Origin of the sequence: Vogesella facilis, assembly GCF_042648525.1 — a bacterium.
GTDB classification, from domain to species: Bacteria; Pseudomonadota; Gammaproteobacteria; order Burkholderiales; family Chromobacteriaceae; genus Vogesella; species Vogesella facilis.
On the sequence record NZ_JBHRXN010000022.1, the window covers coordinates 150,010 to 167,250 of the forward strand.

General features: G+C 53.2%; 11 protein-coding genes. 8 read left to right on the forward strand and 3 right to left on the reverse strand.

From position 1 onward, the window contains the following. Positions 1 to 222: 222 nt before the first annotated feature. The 6 genes from ACFOLG_RS08930 (at position 223) to ACFOLG_RS08955 (ending at position 9,281) form a co-directional block, all read left to right on the forward strand. A complete protein-coding gene (locus ACFOLG_RS08930; RefSeq protein ID WP_386090928.1) occupies positions 223 to 3,084 on the forward strand; it encodes a ribonucleoside-diphosphate reductase subunit alpha in 2,862 nt (953 codons plus the stop codon). Positions 3,085 to 3,480: 396 nt separating this feature from the next. Then, positions 3,481 to 4,059 (forward strand): hypothetical protein, encoded by a 579-nt coding sequence (locus tag ACFOLG_RS08935; RefSeq protein WP_386090931.1) that lies wholly within the window; start codon positions 3,481 to 3,483, stop codon positions 4,057 to 4,059. Positions 4,060 to 4,158: 99 nt separating this feature from the next. Then, the gene (locus tag ACFOLG_RS08940) at positions 4,159 to 5,241 is read left to right on the forward strand and encodes a ribonucleotide-diphosphate reductase subunit beta (RefSeq protein WP_174874035.1); all 1,083 of its coding nucleotides are present in this window, start codon (positions 4,159 to 4,161) and stop codon (positions 5,239 to 5,241) included. A gap of 460 nt (positions 5,242 to 5,701) precedes the next feature. Then, complete coding sequence (locus ACFOLG_RS08945; RefSeq protein ID WP_386090934.1) at positions 5,702 to 7,396, forward strand: RNA-directed DNA polymerase; 1,695 nt, start codon at positions 5,702 to 5,704, stop codon at positions 7,394 to 7,396. Next, positions 7,386 to 8,111, forward strand: coding sequence for a hypothetical protein (locus ACFOLG_RS08950; protein WP_386090937.1), 726 nt, complete (start codon positions 7,386 to 7,388; stop codon positions 8,109 to 8,111). Before ACFOLG_RS08945 ends, ACFOLG_RS08950 begins: the two co-directional genes overlap by 11 nt. A 309-nt stretch (positions 8,112 to 8,420) precedes the next feature. After that, on the forward strand, positions 8,421 to 9,281 hold the full coding sequence (locus ACFOLG_RS08955; RefSeq protein WP_386090940.1) for a hypothetical protein: 861 nt from the start codon (positions 8,421 to 8,423) through the stop codon (positions 9,279 to 9,281). Positions 9,282 to 9,605: 324 nt separating this feature from the next. On the opposite strand, the gene ACFOLG_RS08960 is transcribed toward ACFOLG_RS08955, so the two are convergent. Further along, on the reverse strand, positions 9,606 to 10,607 hold the full coding sequence (locus ACFOLG_RS08960; protein ID WP_386090944.1) for a hypothetical protein: 1,002 nt from the start codon (positions 10,605 to 10,607) through the stop codon (positions 9,606 to 9,608). Between the two features lie 1,231 nt (positions 10,608 to 11,838). Here ACFOLG_RS08960 and ACFOLG_RS08965 point away from each other — a divergent pair. Both ACFOLG_RS08965 and ACFOLG_RS08970 read left to right on the forward strand, forming a co-directional pair. Further along, positions 11,839 to 13,035: a reverse transcriptase domain-containing protein gene (locus ACFOLG_RS08965; protein WP_386090947.1), complete on the forward strand. Its 1,197-nt coding sequence runs from the start codon at positions 11,839 to 11,841 to the stop codon at positions 13,033 to 13,035. A 246-nt stretch (positions 13,036 to 13,281) separates the two neighbouring features. Next, positions 13,282 to 14,514 carry an HNH endonuclease gene (locus tag ACFOLG_RS08970; protein WP_386090950.1) on the forward strand — a complete coding sequence of 411 codons (1,233 nt, stop codon included), beginning with the start codon at positions 13,282 to 13,284 and terminating at the stop codon, positions 14,512 to 14,514. Between the two features lie 510 nt (positions 14,515 to 15,024). On the opposite strand, the gene ACFOLG_RS08975 is transcribed toward ACFOLG_RS08970, so the two are convergent. Both ACFOLG_RS08975 and ACFOLG_RS08980 read right to left on the reverse strand, forming a co-directional pair. Then, the gene (locus ACFOLG_RS08975) at positions 15,025 to 16,017 is read right to left on the reverse strand and encodes a hypothetical protein (protein WP_386090952.1); all 993 of its coding nucleotides are present in this window, start codon (positions 16,015 to 16,017) and stop codon (positions 15,025 to 15,027) included. A gap of 59 nt (positions 16,018 to 16,076) precedes the next feature. Beyond that, complete coding sequence (locus ACFOLG_RS08980; RefSeq protein WP_386090960.1) at positions 16,077 to 17,132, reverse strand: 3'-5' exonuclease; 1,056 nt, start codon at positions 17,130 to 17,132, stop codon at positions 16,077 to 16,079. Positions 17,133 to 17,241 lie beyond the last annotated feature (109 nt).

Sequence of the window (17,241 nt, forward strand, 5' to 3'; positions counted from 1 at the left end):
GCACAACTGGCGCACAGCTTTTCAACAGAGTTGTCCACAACCAGCCGCCACGTTTGCGCCGCACCCTGGCCCGCCGCCAGCGTGCCGTCGCCAACGAGTCGCTAACAAAGCCCGGCCAGCCACTGGCTGTGGCCCCGAATCCGCAGCCGCGGTTTTGTTAGCGACTCCCGAGCGGGCCGTCAGGTCGATCGAATAACCCGAACCCACCACGAGGGAAAGACAATGCCACTGACCACCACCGAAGCGAACACCGCCGCCGAACTGGGCCGCGCCGCCGCACCGCAGGCGGACTTCAGCCAGTACAAGACCATCCGTCGCAATGGCGCCGTTGTTGCGTTCGAGCCGGTAAAAATCTCCATCGCCATGACCAAGGCCTTCCTGGCGGTGCTGGGTGCCGAGAGCGTCAATTCCGCCAGCATCCGTGACAAGGTGGCCCAGCTCACCGAAGGCGTGGTCAATGCGCTGATGCGTCGCAAGCCGGAAGGCGGCGCCATTCACATCGAAGACATCCAGGACCAGGTAGAACTGTCCATGATGCGTGCCGGCGAGCACGACGTGGCCCGCGCCTACGTGCTGTACCGCGAACAGCGCTCGCAGGAGCGCGCCGCCCGCGGCGAAGCGCTGCACCAGATCCAGATCAACGTGGTACGCAAGGACGGCCGCAAGCTGCCGCTGGACGTGGCCCGCCTGCGCGGCACCATCGAGGCCGCCTGCGTGGCGCTGGCCAACACCGACGTGGACGCCATCCTGTCCGAGACGCTGAAGAACATCTACGACGGCGTATCGGAAGAAGAAGTCAACAAATCCGCTATCCTGGCCGCCCGCGCGCTGATCGAGCAGGACCCGGCCTACGACCTGGTAACCGCCCGCCTGCTGCTGGGCAATATCCGCCTGGAAATCCTCGGCGAGGCCGTCAGCCAGGCCGAGATGGACACCCACTACCCGCTGTACTTCCCGGATTTCATCAAGAAAGGCATCGCCGCCGAGCTGCTGGATGAAAAACTGGGCGAGTACGACCTGAAAAAACTGGGTGCCGCACTGAACCCGGAGCGCGACCTGCAGTTCGGCTACCTCGGCCTACAGACCCTGTACGACCGCTACTTCCTGCACGTGGACGGCACCCGCATCGAAATGCCGCAGGCGTTCTACATGCGCGTCGCCATGGGTCTGGCGCTGAACGAGGTGAACCGCGAAGACCGCGCCATCGAGTTCTACAACGTGCTGTCCAGCTTCGACTTCATGTCATCCACCCCGACGCTGTTCAACTCCGGCACCCGCCGCAGCCAGCTGTCCAGCTGCTACCTGACCACCATCGCCGATGACCTGGACGGCATCTACGAAGGCATCAAGGAAAACGCGCTGCTGTCCAAGTTCGCCGGCGGCCTGGGCAACGACTGGACCCCGGTGCGCGCCATGGGCAGCCACATCAAGGGCACCAACGGCAAATCGCAGGGCGTGGTGCCGTTCCTGAAAGTGGTGAACGACACCGCCGTGGCAGTAAACCAGGGCGGCAAGCGCAAGGGCGCCGTGTGCGCCTACCTGGAAACCTGGCACGCCGACATCGAAGAGTTCCTCGAGCTGCGCAAGAACACCGGTGACGACCGTCGCCGCACCCACGACATGAACACCGCCAACTGGATTCCGGACCTGTTCATGAAGCGCGTGATGGAAGGTGCCGACTGGTGCCTGCTGTCGCCGTCCGAATGCCCGGACCTGCACGACCTGGTGGGCAAGGAATTCGAAAAGGCCTACACCGCCTACGAAGAAAAAGGCCGCCGCGGCGAGCTGAAAGTATTCAAACAGATTCCGGCCCTGAGCCTGTGGCGCAAGATGCTGACCATGCTGTTTGAAACCGGCCACCCGTGGATCACCTTCAAAGATCCGTGCAACGTGCGCAGCCCGCAGCAGCACATGGGCGTGGTACACAGCTCCAACCTGTGCACCGAGATCACCCTGAACACCAACGACGACGAAATCGCCGTGTGCAACCTGGGTTCCATCAACCTGGCCCGCCACCTGAAGCAAGGCGCCAACGGCCCGGAACTGGACACCGAAAAGGTTGGCCGCACCGTGCGCGTGGCACTGCGCATGCTGGACAACGTCATCGACATCAACTTCTACCCGGTGAAGAAGGCGCGCAACTCCAACCTGAAACACCGTCCGGTGGGCATGGGCATCATGGGCTTCCAGGACTGCCTGCACCAGATGCGCGTGGCCTACGCCAGCGAAGCGGCGGTGGAATTCGCCGACGTATCGATGGAAGCCGTGGCCTACCACGCCTACATGGCCTCCACCGAGCTGGCCGAAGAGCGCGGCCGCTACCCGTCGTACAAGGGCAGCCTGTGGGATCGCGGCATCCTGCCGCACGACAGCATCAACCTGCTGGCGGCAGAGCGCGGCGGCTACCTGGAAGTGGACCGCAGCGAACGCATGGAATGGAGCAAGTTGCGTGACCGCATCGCCAAGCACGGCATGCGCAACTCCAACGTGCTGGCCATCGCCCCGACCGCCACCATCGCCAACATCATCGGTGTGTCCGCCTCCATCGAGCCGACCTACCAGAACCTGTTCGTGAAATCCAACCTGTCCGGCGAATTCACCGTCACCAACGAATACTTGGTGCGTGACCTGAAAAAGCTGGGCCTGTGGGATGAAGTAATGGTCGCCGACCTGAAATACTTCGACGGCAGCCTGGGCCGCATCGACCGCGTACCGGCCGAGCTGAAAGCCATCTACGCCACCGCATTCGAAGTCGACCCGCGCTGGCTGGTGGAAGCCGCCTCCCGTCGCCAGAAATGGATCGACCAGGCGCAATCGCTCAACCTGTACATGGCTGGCGCATCGGGCAAGAAACTGGACGAGCTGTACAAGCACGCCTGGGTGAAAGGCCTGAAGACCACCTACTACCTGCGCACCCTGGGCGCCAGCTCGGCGGAGAAATCCACCGGCCGTGGCGGCGAACTGAACGCGGTAGCCTCCGGCCCGGCCGCAGCCGCGGCACCGGCCGCCGTGGTGGACACCACCCCGGCCACCGACGCCAAGTTCTGCTCCATCGACAACCCGGATTGCGAGAGCTGCCAGTAAATTGCGTCAGGGGCTGACGGCCCCTGATAAATAGATTCTTTTATTAATTCATAACCCCGGCAGGAGCCATTTCTTTAGAGAAATACTTCATGAAATCGAACACGGGGATTTTCGTTGCTTTTGTAGTAGTGGCACTAATTCTTATTGCTGTCCTTTGCATGACTTTTGGGTATGGCCTAAAGCTCTCTGGAGCATTCGAATACTCAATAATGGCAGCAAGTGGAGCAATGGAGCTGGTACCACCTACTAAATAATAAGCAGCACCCTAGAAGGTTGGCCGCATGCGGCCAACCTGCATCCCTCAGCCGCTTCCCGCGAGGCGGCTGAGGAATGCGCCGAACCCGGTTTCGCCCAGCCAGTCCAACCGCAGTGACACCCGTCACCAAGGAGACAACCATGCGTCGCTTACTGACACTGTGCCTGCTCGGCCTGCTGGCCGGCTGCACCACCATGGCGGACCAACTGCACGGCAGCCTGCAACCACCGGCCGGCCTGGGCTATGCCGTGTTTTCCATGACGGTACACACCTACAACCCCAGCTACGCCTCGGCCAACCTGAACTGGCGCGGGCTGGACAATGACCAGCGCGGCATCGTGTACGCCAACTTCGGCACCGATACCGTGTTTGGCGAAGAAGGCATGACACCGGTAGACGGCAAGCTGCAATTGCTGGCACTGCCGCCGGGGCGCTACCAGCTGCAACAAGCCTATGCGCAGTGGAACGACGATCCGGAACGCTGGCCGTTTGGCTACCAGGGCAACGCCAGCTTCCGCCTCGACAAGCAGTTTGAAGTACGCGCCGGCCAAACCGTGTACCTGGGGCAAGTGCGCTTCAACCTGGATTACCGGCCGGACGTGGAATTTGGCGATGAGCAAAAACGCGACTTCGGCCACATGCACCGCGTGTGGAAAGTAAACGATCTGAGCGCCATCCGCCTGCAGCCGTTCAGCGGCAAAGTCGGCCGCGGCTACTAGCCGCCGCGCAGCCGGTAACAACCAAACAAACTGCGGCCAACCCCAAAGGTTGGCCGCAAGCGAAACACCCAAGCAACTTAAAAAATAACTGGAGCTAACATGCTGAGCTTTGACGATACCCCGCTGGCCGCCGCCACCCCGAGCAACTCCATGGACGCGCACGGCACCAACCGTGTCAACGTGGTAGACAAGAAGGTGATCAACGGCACCACCGACGTAAACCAGCTGGTGCCGTTCAAGCACAAATGGGCATGGGAAAAATACCTGGCGCAGTGCGCCAACCACTGGATGCCGCAAGAAGTAAACATGCAGCGCGACATCGAACAGTGGAAAACCGGCCAGCTCACCGAAGACGAAATGCGCATCGTCAAGCGCAACCTCGGCTTCTTCGTTACCGCCGACAGCCTGGCGGCCAACAACATCGTGCTCGGCACCTACCGCCAGATCACCAGCCCGGAATGCCGCCAGTTCCTGCTGCGCCAAGCGTTTGACGAAGCCATCCACACCCACGCCTACCAGTACATCGTGGAAAGCCTGGGCCTGGACGAAGGCGAAGTGTTCAACGCCTATCACGAAGTAACGTCCATCCGTAACAAGGACGAATTCCTGATCCCGTTCATCGACGTACTGTGCAACCCGGAATTCAAGACCGGCACCCTGGAAAACGACCAGAAACTGCTCAAGTCGCTGATCGTGTTCGCCTGCATCATGGAAGGCCTGTTCTTTTATGTGGGCTTCGTGCAGATCCTGGCGCTGGGCCGCCAGAACAAGATGACCGGCGCCGCCGAGCAGTACCAGTACATCCTGCGCGACGAATCCATGCACTGCAATTTCGGCATCGACCTGATCAACACCATCAAGCTGGAACAGCCGGAAATCTGGACCGAAGACTTCAAGGCCGAAATCACCGAGCTGTTCAAGAAAGCCGTGGACCTGGAATACGCCTACGCCGAAGACACCATGCCGCGCGGCGTGCTGGGCCTGAACGCCAGCATGTTCAAGGAATACCTGCGCTTCATCGCCAACCGCCGCATGCAGCAGATCGGCCTGGAACAGATGTTCCCGGGCGTGAATAACCCGTTCCCGTGGATGAGCGAAATGATCGACCTGAAGAAGGAAAAGAATTTCTTTGAGACCCGGGTAACCGAGTACCAGACTGGTGGGGCGCTAAGCTGGGATTAATAAGTCATTTGTCAGAAGTCGGAAAGGTTGAAATTTTGTAGTCAAAGTTTGAAATTTCCGGTAGCCAAAGCATGAAATCTTGCTTTGCACAACGAAAAGGCCCTGCATTTGCAGGGCCTTTGTCATGTTCAGGGGTAGTAGCCGTTTATGAAACTGTCACGCACCAAGGACTTCGGCATATCGGCCAAAGCGGACGATGAGGCCACGTGCGACGGGCGACTACTGAGCATGCGAAAGCCGACAAAGCCGACGTCGATATGATACCCGCCATGAATGGGGATTCCCCACAAGCTCCTCCGGGCCTATTCTTGCTCAAAAAAAGATATGCTGACCGGATGTAGGAAGCAATAATTGGGATACGCACAGTGTGGCGATGGGTGTCGCTTTGGCACCAGTGCAAGATAAACAACAAGATGCGACTTGCCAATTGCTGCAAACATCGCATCGTGAGGAGAATTTCTTGCTGAAACCGGAACTGCGTCACTTTGAACGCGCCGCTCGCGAGATTGCAGAGCATGGCGATAACGACACGCTCCCGTTTGATGTCGATATCCGATTCTGTAGGGACGAGGCTCAGGCTCTCGCGTCGATTGCGCATGGCTTCTATTCCGAACTCCGCGACAGTCCGTCGGTAAAGGACAACCATGAGCGAATCGCGGAGTTGCACGTCTACAGCGAGCGCCTTCTTGCTCCGTCTGGTCCAACCGGATTCCGAGTAATCACCAAGATTCACCTATTCTGGAACATTTACCTCAATGGTCTAGCCATCGCCATCGCAGAGGCGCTCGAGCCACATCGCTCTGCAGGCGCGCACTCTTACCGATTCCTAGCAACGGGCGACAAGGACCTGTTCGATAGCGCGTGCTCATGGCGCGCGTTCAAAGAAGAGACCATTCGACAAGCGTCGATGGCTCCAGAACATGCGGTCATCGTGCAGACCGACATCTCGAGCTTCTATGAACACGTCTCGCATCACTACATCGAGAATCTCATAAACCGCCTCGGCGGCGACGCCCCAGCCGTCTCTAAGCAGGTCAATGCTCTGCTGAGCAAGCTCTTTGCGGGGCGCTCGTTCGGTCTTCCAGTTGGGGGACAAGGGGCGCGTATTCTTGCGGAGCTCTTTCTCAATGAGGTGGATACTGCCATGGGGGCCAAAGGCGTCTGGGGCAACCGGTATGTCGACGACTATGTCCTAGTTGCAGCCAACACCGCTGAGGCATATCGAGCCTTGGGCGTCCTGGCGCAGTGTTTGATGGACTACGGCCTCAGCTTAAACAAGTCTAAGACAGTGTTCCTTTCTGCTAAACACTATTGCGACTACGTCGCTTCGCAGCTGGGCGGAGACGACGCGGAAGCAGCCAAACTGCGGCAAATCGACATCAAATTCGACCCTTACTCCGACAGCCCCGAAGCAGATTACGACTCGCTAGTCGAGACGGTCGAAGCGCTCGATGTTCGGTTGCTTCTGAACCGTGAGCTCGAGAAGGCGCTTCCAGATACGTTCCTGGTCACCCAGATTGGCAGGACCATTCGTCTTCACGAACCTGCCGTGGCTCTTGAAATCGCTGCAACGCTGCTGAAGCAGCAGAATCTGCATGCTTTCCGCTCCTCCTTTTCCACGATCATGCGAGGCATCGCCAATCTACGGGGAGACGACAGGTTCGCTGCCGTCCACGGGACCCTAGACCAGTTGCTCGACCAAGTTCCGATTCACTCCGCGCACCTACTGAAGGCCGACACTAGCCTCCTACACTACCTGCGATGCTTGCGGTTCCAGAGAACTCCCGCTCGCGCAAACTTCGTGAGTGAACTCTACGACAAAACGCAGCTTGATGCGGTCCGACGCGCCTGTATCGACTGCTGGCGGGGTTGGAAGGATGCGGTCGCATTCAACCACCTGCGAAACCGATGGCAGCAATTCAGCCCTGAGTGCCAGCGCCTTTATTGGCTGACTTCATACTGCTTCGGCGATGAGGGTGAAAAGGCGCGTCAGCAAGCCAAACGCGCCACAGCTCAATACTGGGAACTTGGGGTTGAACTTCCCTTTGATGAAGAACGGGACAAGGCAAAGCTCGCGACGCTTCCCCGTGGCGCAGAGCCTCGATTTGCTGCAGTGTTCACGCGCTGGGCGAAGGGTCTTGGCGATGCAGTTTGACCCGCGAACTGTGGCACGGGAAATTCCTGGCATTTTCGACGAGATATTCCCTCAACTCACTCCGGGCATAGTCGCTCACTTCAATGCGGCATCGCAGGTCGTCCCTGTGCAATCGATCTGCAAAGACCTGCTGCAGCAGTCAGCCTTGCAGCGATCGATGCTCTTCGAGCTGGGATATACCGTCGGAGAAAGACTGCTCAAAGATGCAGTCGAAATTGACTGGTCAGCCTGCTTTGCCGAAACGGTCCGGCGACAACGCGTCTACTTCGATGCTAAGTTGCCCGAGCAGCTGGAGCCTGTCGACCAACATTTGGCCGAGACGGTCGGAAGGAATCTCGCTGCAATCATGACGTCGCTGAGCGCGTCGACGGGGGATCCCATCGTCTTTCGTCCGCCGATCCCTGGTTTGGAGTGGATTTCAAGTGGCTACGGGGACTTCGCCCTCGGCGCGACTTTGGTGGAGGTGAAGTGCACTGCCAGGCGATTTTCATCAGCTGACTACCGCCAGGTTGCCATCTACTGGCTGCTCAGCTTTGCTGCCGCCGTGGAAGGCCACGGGAAAGAGTGGGGAAACTTCGTGCTGCTTAACCCGCGGAGTGGTGAGATAGTCACGATGACGTTCGATGCCTTCTTGTCCATCATCAGCAGCGGACGGACGAAAGTGGACATCCTTCAGCTTTTCTTATCTTTAGTGGGCTCAAGATTGACGAGATAGTTATTCAGAAAACGCCTCATCGCCAGCCGGCTCGTTATCAGCCTCGAATGAAGTTTACATCTGGTCGCGGTTGTTGAAGGAGTGTTGCTTTACCGTCTGCTTAGGCCAAGTTCCTTGCCCTGATGCCTAGGCTCGCAGGGTGCGGCAGGTTTTTCAGTACTGACTGGTTCGTCGTCCTCATCTAAGGTCCGCGTCTGCTCAAGTAGCAGGTTTAACGGGTCTAAGAAAAACGAAGCGAATCGGGTTGCAGGGGAGCACAGGCTAAATAAAGTAAACCTAAGTCATGTTATTAAGTTAAGAAAGCACCTGATGACATTCACCAATTTATCCAACAATCAGAGCGTCTATGATTGCCTGATTAATGGTCAAAAGCTGCCCCAAACTTGTCTTCTGTGCTCAGAAGGTGAGTTACACAAACTCGGCCATATCATTCCAAAATTTGTAATGCGCTGGCTGAAGTTTGCGAGCAAAAAAAGTAGCTTTTATCTAAACAATACAGAAACGGAGGTGTCCGACACCCTCGCCATAAGGATACTATGCGATAAGTGCGAAGATATTTTTTCTCGTCACGAAAAAGCATTTGTCGACAATTATTTTAAAAAATACTATAGAAAGACAAACCCAGGCGTAATTAGCGAAGATATTTATTATTTTTCGCTCTCAGTGGCCTGGAGAATTATGATTTCTACACCAATGATGCGAGGCGAAGAAATTGGTGATACATACTACAGGAAACTAAGAGATATTGTCGGGTCGTACCTGATTCAACCTAACAAAAGCATCGAAGTTGATGTGTACGTTTTTCTTGCCGACGAGATTGCTGCCAATTTGCCAATAAAATCTTGCAGAACAAACCTGCTTAACTTTTCCATTCGGCAGGGGATTTTTGTCCAAAACCTAATGTATAATGATTATTTTCGTGCAACGGTGGCACCGATTCCGCTGGTTCACTTCAAGCTAGGTGCTTACTACTTTATTGTTGCTTGCCAGGACTATTTGCAGAGATTGTCGTTCCACAAAATAATCGATTCCTCGAAAGAGAGCAAAGTCCATTTATTGAGATACTCAGATGATCTTGTAGGATTTCTGAACCACATATCGAATGGCGGTTTCTTAGAGGTCATCGAATCCGCAATCCCAAGGGATAGCAAATACGACAGGATTGCTTAAAAAATCAATGAGGCATAAGTAGCACTTCCTTCCTGGGCCGGAAGGAGGTGGTTGGGTGACAGGTAAATGCTTCATTCCAGACCATCATAGTTATCAGCTCAAACGGCCGTTTTGGCCGACCGGCGGCCTGCCCGCCCTGAGCAGAGGCCGATCGTTGGCCAATCGGTCCTCCGCAGGTGAAATGAAAAGTGGCTGTTTTCGCATAGGAATCAGCCCAAAAAGTATCTAGTAAACGAGGAGCGACTCATCCTCCTATGCTCAAATTATATGGCAGGATTGCCTACAGGAGTCGAGGCAGTCCATTCTGCACAGATATATGTCTAGTCAATTTGAAGCATCGTTCAGAACTTTGAACTCGGGAAAAGTCGTGGGATATTTGGCCAATTGGGCGGCGTGATGGGCTAAGTGCAGCAATTTGCGATGCAGTTGAACGAACAGTTCCAGAGCATCCCGCATCTGACCGTCCACAGATAGGGTATTCAGTTCCATGCATAAGGTGAACAACAAACCATGGGATGTTGCTCGTTCTACGAGGCTTAGCGCACTTGAACGACCTGCAGCCCCCAGTGGCTCACGGTGCAAGAATTGATTACGGTACTCTCCAAGATCAAACAGCCATCTGTCCTGGGCATTCTCGTGCCAAGCGCTGACCAGCGGCTGCACCAATGGGTGAGACTGATGCGCAATCCCGGAGCCGGCACTCACCCAATCCATCAGTCGTGCCAAGCTCTCAATTCGCTTGGGCGCATCGAGATGGCGGGCAGTGATCGAGGCAAGATAATCACGGGCGGCAGCCATCTCAGCCAGCAAGGAATGGATCGCCAAGTGCAGATCGCTTAGGGCTATGTTCTTGAACCACGTAGATGGCGTTTGGCCACGAAAAATCGCGGCACGAAGCTGCCGGTGGTATTCGTCCGAGACATCGCGCAGACGGATGTCGGCGGCCCGTAAACTTACCGCTAGGTTCTTGGATAGGCTGGCGTATTCGTTATCACCAGCAGTACGAGCGGCCGAGGCGATGGCGCCCCAACTATCAGCAGGCAAAACACCTCCTTTCGGTAGCCCAACGAGGGGACGCCAGATGCGCGATGGAAGATGCGGGTCATCGAGCAAGATTTCATCAGCCCCAAACACCCTTACGCCGAGCAGCCCCGCTAATGTTTGCACTTGAGTATCCGGTACCGGACCGAGCAAGGCTGGTTGGCCAGCATGCACAATTGGCCCAATTCGCCATCCCTCTTCCGCCCTATACCCCCTGATCCCTCCGGTAAAGTGGAGATTGTCAGTCCCCAGAACGGTGTTGCTGGAAAAGTTGGTCGCGATCATGCAGTCCAAACCCTCGGTTCAGGTCAAATTGTGGCAGCTAGGCGCTATTTTATCCTCCCCAACGTGCCATTGGCAGCCGGGTGGTTCATCGTCCTCCCGGACGCTTTTCACGTATTGCCCAGCATGACCAGCATCAGCACAAGCGCCTAGAATTGGCCTGCCACGACCGGCACGGCAGGCTAGGGGCACCGGAATCGGCACTGTCTCAACAGACGTATACCGCCGCCCTATTTTTATGGCTTTTGCCCAATACGGCGCCACTAGATACGCCGGACCCGGCGAGTTGGAGAAGTACACATCCAGCGGTTTGGATCCCACAAGGGAAGCTACGATCATTCCAGATCGTTTTCGATGAGAATTTTATCGTAAGTACCGCTTGCCATTGATGATGGCTAGTCCCTTATTGAACGCAACAACGATGGCCTGGTGCCGAGGGTTCCTCAAGCCGCTGGTGACATGCAATTCCTGAATGGTCAGGGGGTTCTGCGTGAATTCGATCTGTTGCTGCAGCTCCGGGGTATCCGAACCACAATTTCGTCACCAGCTAGTCAGTGGCTATAAGGCTATAACCTGCCCTCCCTCCGCACTGAACATTGACACACATGCTATCGAATCCTATGGCATACTGGATATGCAAGTAGCGCTCAACAGGCATCTCTGCAGGTTGCGCTGCACGTTACCAAGCGGCCAGATGGCGACAATGCGAGTGATCGCGTTAGCGTCATGGTCGGAACCGGCTTCTGTAACTCCTCGCAAGAGGCGCTCAGGTTGTCGCGCTCCGGCGTGTCGCTTGCTTCGCCTTCGACCTTGGGGATAGTCAAGGAGGCGAGTAGTAAGCGTGTGGGGCGGGCCGAGAGTGGGGACGCGGGCGCGCGAGCAACGCCGAGCGGTTGGTTGGCCGTTATTTCTAGGGCCTGGCGACTTTTCCGGATTGCTTTCGCTTTGTCACTGCTCCACTTTTACCCTTGTGGCTTAACTGGAATAGTGAAAACACAAATGAGAAGCATTCACATATCGGCGGCGGCTGAAGTAACTCGCTCCGCTCAACAGGCATCTCTGCAGGTTGCGCTGCACGTTACCAAGCGGCAATATGGCGACAATGCGAGTGATCGCGTTAGCGTCATGGTCGGAACCGGCTTCTGTAACTCCTCGCAAGAGGCGCTCAGGTTGTCGCGCTCCGGCGGGCTCTTGTATCGCTGGTCCCAAGGGTTTGACGCCAGCGTGTGCCCAAATGCCTAAACATAGTACCCTCCATACTCTCCTCTCCTATCCGCACCTTGAACAAAGTTGGCGAGGACTTTTTTCAAGCACTCGCCCCACTGCACGAAACACCATTGGCATCGACGGCATCTCCATTAATGATTTCTCAACAGATCCAATAGCTCATCTCCGCAATTTAAGTAACCACGTCAGATCGCCCAATTTTCAGTTTCAAAAACTGAAGCCTCACATCATCCCCAAAGTCAACGGAAAGTACCGATTAATTTGCGTGCCAACAGTGAACGACAGAATCGTTCAGCGGTCGCTCTTAATCTTCCTATCCGAAAAATACCAAAAGCAACTAGCAAACAATATCAGCTTTGGCTTTATTAAAGACAGAGGCATTCAAAAAGCTGCACGCACTGCCTGCTTCTATAGAACTAAAAAACAATGGGTATTAAAGACAGATATTCAGTCATTTTTTGACAACATTGATCGTAACATTTTAGCGGCATCAATCAAGCGATCAATAAAAGAAAAGTCCTTGCACAATATATTGATATCCGCATCTTCGTGTGAAATTTTCTCCACATCAAAATCAGAAAAATCAAAAATACTAGCACTTGGAATTATCGAGGGGCATGGCATAAGGCAAGGAATGCCTTTATCGCCGTTTTTCTCAAACCTGATTCTATCCCCCTTCGACCACATAATCATAAAAAAGAAAATACTTGCCGTTAGATATGCGGATGACTTGATTTTCTTCGCAACTTCAAGGTCAGAATGCGAAGATATTTTTCAACTATGCCAAGAGTCACTTTCCACACTGGGTTTGCATTTGCCTAGTATCAGCAGTTCGTCAAAGTCGATAATTTACGAGCCAGATCAGCCTGCAGAATTTCTTGGGCTAGGTTTGTGCAAAAAAACTGCCGAGTATAAAATTTCATTACTTCCTGAGCAACGTGAAAAAATTAGGCAGCGCATTCTGGATCTAGGCTCAATAAAAGAACTACTAGCACGAAAAATTAATTTATCCTCCCTAGGCAAGGCTATTGACAATCGAATATCTGGATATCTATCTGCATATGATTGCTGCGACAACATCGAAGATCTTGAGAGAGAACTGCACGACCTAGGAATGAAAGTAAAGAGAAGAGTACTATTTGATGAACTGAAGATTCCATATAGTTCATTGAGTTCGGAGGCAAGAAGATTTTTAGGTGTTTAATACAATGCTATTTGCCACCAGCATGTTTCGCACCACTAACGGCTCCTTTGGTGATGATGTGATCCTGGGATGCCATCACGGTAGCACAGCAAGGGCCTGGGCACTGGTTTGAAATAGCTTCGTTAGGCAGCCAGCGAGGCTGGTTTATCTGCACTAAACTAGCTTTTAAGGAACTTCAGCAACCTAAACTGATTTTTCAAAATGACAATACAAAACACCCTACTCGTCACACAACTAAACGAAATAATGACCCAAAGCCGTATTAATGAGCTATTCAAAAGAGACGGCGATACCTATCTAAAGTCAAAAAGAACACCCCATGCAAAATGGGAGTGCGTGGATCACGAATTAATATACAAGTTTGAGCTATATAACAGCCCTAGAGATGGACTATATTTCAGAATACTGCTAAGCAAAAGCAAATTAAACAGATCGCTAAAATCAGATTTAATAGAATTAAACAGCTTAAAAAGTGGGTCAGATTTCGTGGATTACTCAATAACCACCCCTACTTTCAAAGAGACAATCAAAAAAATCTATACAACCCTGAAAAGCTACACTCAAGAAAGTAAGGCCGACCATTTAGAATTGCTTTCTTGGTTCGAACAATATGCTGGTCAGGTGCTGACCTGGGAACAGCTGCAAACCGCGCCAGATACCGTCACTATTTCTGCCAAGGGTATCTACAAGCCCCAGTCCCTACCCTATGCCCTATCCATTCGCCAAACGCTAGACAGCCCGTACAGTGACCAAGAGCCCGAATACCAAGCCGATGGTAGTTGGCGCTACAAATACGCGCAAGAAGAAGAAAAAGGAGGTGACTCCGCCAGGCTGTTTACCAACCAAGGGCTGAAACGGTGCATGGAAGATGGCGTACCGGTGGCAGTACTACGGCAGCTCACGAAAAAACCGGATGTCACCCGATACCGTGTCATGGGCCTAGCCAATGTTGAGACATGGGAAAACGGCGTGTTCACGCTGCAAAGCACCACGCTAGCCAGCCTGGACCAGGAAGCTGAGCAACGCGAATCTGAATCTATCGGGCCAACAGCGCCGCACAGTGAGTTCGATCCGGAAGGCGTAGAAGATACGCGCAAGAAGACTCTACGTGAGATCACCAAGCGTCAGGGTCAACCGGCTTTCCGTAGTGGCTTACTCACCGCCTATGAAGGTCGCTGTGCCATAACAGACTGCGCGATTACCCAGGTACTGGAAGCCGCGCACATCACTCCCTACCTGGGACCGGAAACAAACAACATCAGAAATGGCCTGTTACTGCGCAGTGATCTGCACACACTGTGGGACAAGGGGATGATATTTTTGGACGATGCCTACACTCTGCGAATGCTGCCGAGCCTAGCATCAAGCGAATATGCCACTCTTGATGGAAAGACGATCTACTTACCCAACCAAGAGGCGCTGCGGCCATCGTTGGCAGCAATTCAAGCTCACCGCAGCTGGGCGCTGAAAGAGCACTAAGTGGATATACGCAAGCTACGCGGGATTCACGATGCATTTGGGTCAGTATCCGGGCCCGGTGCAGACAGGGGGAAAAGCTGCCGGAAACCGGCATTGCCACTTAGAGCAGCCCACGGGGACGGCTGGTGAAGGGAGCGCTGTTCGATTTTGCCCCTGCGATAGATGAATATCTGAAAACACACCCCTTTGGCGACGATTTGCGCGGAATAATCTGACGTGGCAAAGGCCGGAATTTGGTCAGCCTCGGAGTACTGGTTGCGATGACCTGAGTAGAATCGCAGTTGCAGTCACATATCCACATGGGCATGAATGCTGGGCAATGGGCGATAGAACACCACAGCTGGATCGCCAATCATAGGGCCGGATTGCCTACAGGAGCCGGGACAGTCCAACCTCTACTTCAAGACTTCGATTCATTGAAAATTTCTACTCGTTATATTTTGACTAATTTGAATACAACTACTTTATTGCCTAGAGACGCTTGTTCACGGGCTATGCTTGTATCTTTTATTATGAGTGCCGAGGAACAGGTGTCCATATCGTTCCTTCTGGTAGCTTTTCAAAAATGCCACTCTCATGAATGAGGCGATAAAGAAATACAGTCACATGATAGTGACTGTGCCGCCCAGAAAACACACTAAACGCCGTATCCTTTTCTGGAACAAAAAAGCCAACAGATGCATCTTTCCCAACATACAAGAAGGCCTCCACTTCTGGCTGTTGTTCGCGGAACAATTTCTCCCCCTCAGAAAGCTCATTCTGGATGTTGTCTGCTCGCTGAACAGCTCTAGTGGAAGACCCATCACCAGAAATTCCCAGGCCAGGACCCATGAATATTTTTCCATCAATTTCTATGGGCACATTAATCCCATTCTGTCTCAACTTGATGTAGTCGAAAGGTTGAACCTCCCCTTCTAAAGCTGAGGCCAGCAAGCCCTTAATTTCGTATTGCTCCAATATTTCCGGCCAATTACGGTACAAGATCTTTAGATAAGTCGTATTCCCCCATACATCAGGAAAACCCTTACCATGCGGCACTACATCCAGCAGATACGCATCTGATTCGGTTAGGTGAGCAATCAATACTCGGCGACTACGCATCACTCGCTTTCCCGTATTAGCGAGGTCGGCTCCAAGATGAAAATGGTGTAGCCCCCAATCTGAAAAAAATAGATCGTTTCGCTGCTTTGGGTTACGTTTCTCATCACGCCGATTTCGTATTGATGCTGTTCGCTCTCCAAGAAATGGACGAATATCACGACCACTTTCTAATTCGATACGAACACGGCGTATGCCATTCATTTCATAGGGAGTTAATATTTTACGGCCCCGAAGTATATCTGAAAGATAAGTTCTACGAGGATTTCTTGATGGAAGCCGATGAACCCACCCCACTAGATCGGTTAACTTTTCCTCGACTCCATCCGGGGCGATGGCTTCTATTTTTTTATAAATCTCCGCAAGAAAAATTGGCAGATCTCTAGCCCAGATTGGTTGTTCCATTGGCATCCCTTCCTATTTATCTTTCTGTACTACCCTTGCCCTTGCAGGCAACCAATACTTTATGATTTATTAATTTTTTGTGTGTGCCGACATCTCGGGAATCTACTGCAGCCATAGAATAGTCCAAACCGCCCATTTTTCTTTACAAGAAAACCATCTCGACAAACAGGACAGAGCTCGCTGTTAGCTTCATTCCCGTCGATACTGTATACATCTAGCTTATGGTCTTTAACAAGCTCGGCAATGAAAGAAGATGCTTTGTGTGCGAGCGTGACCAAAGTTACCGATGATCGAGCACGAGTTAAGGCCACATAGAACAAGCGACGCTCTTCAGCATATTCATAGGAATCACCACCTGGCATGGCTAACTGAAGTACAGGATCATCCTCGATACGACTGGGAAAACCTAACGTCTCAGCGGTCACTCTAGGTATGATGATGTGGTCTGCCTCCAACCCCTTGGATGAGTGAACAGTAACGAACTCGACCTCTATTTGGCTTGTATCATAATCCAATGGCACATATATTTTTTCTTTGTTATAGCGACCAAGAATATAGATTCTTATCTTCTTACCCTTGCTTGGTGACTCAGCTGAAATCTCATTGATTCGCTTACCAACTGCAGACCGAATCTGATTCTCATCTTCGACTTGAATAATTCGCACAGGGTCAGTGACATTAGGTTTGGATGACCGCACCTTCTTCTTAATTTGCTTTGGGTTCTTCTGAACAAAAGTACTACTGATATCACACAGTGACTGCGGGCACCGGAAAGTTGTTTCTAACTTTAACGTGACGGCTCGTCCAAATTTTTTCTCAAAATCCGTCATGACTGCCAGATCAGCCCCGGCAAAACGGTTGATACTCTGCCAGTCGTCACCGACGGCAAAGAGGCATTTCCCAGGCCCATTGAGCAGGCTAGCAATCAAGCGAGCACGCGCTTGGCTCGCATCCTGAAACTCGTCAACCATCACGAGTTGATAGTGGCTCTCCTCTTGCTGCTTTTCGACACAGTCGGCCGCAAGCACCAGCATATCGTCATAGTCGATGCATTGATCCCGCTTGAGCTTCGCTTCCCAAGCTGCCCACACCTTCTCAAAGAGGTTGATGAATATCTGGTGCCGGTACCGGAAGACTCCGGCTGAATCGCCCCTCCTTTCCTAGACACCTCAAGAGCCTCACACTAGGCCCTACAAGGAGGTGTCATGAGCAGGCAGCGTTTCC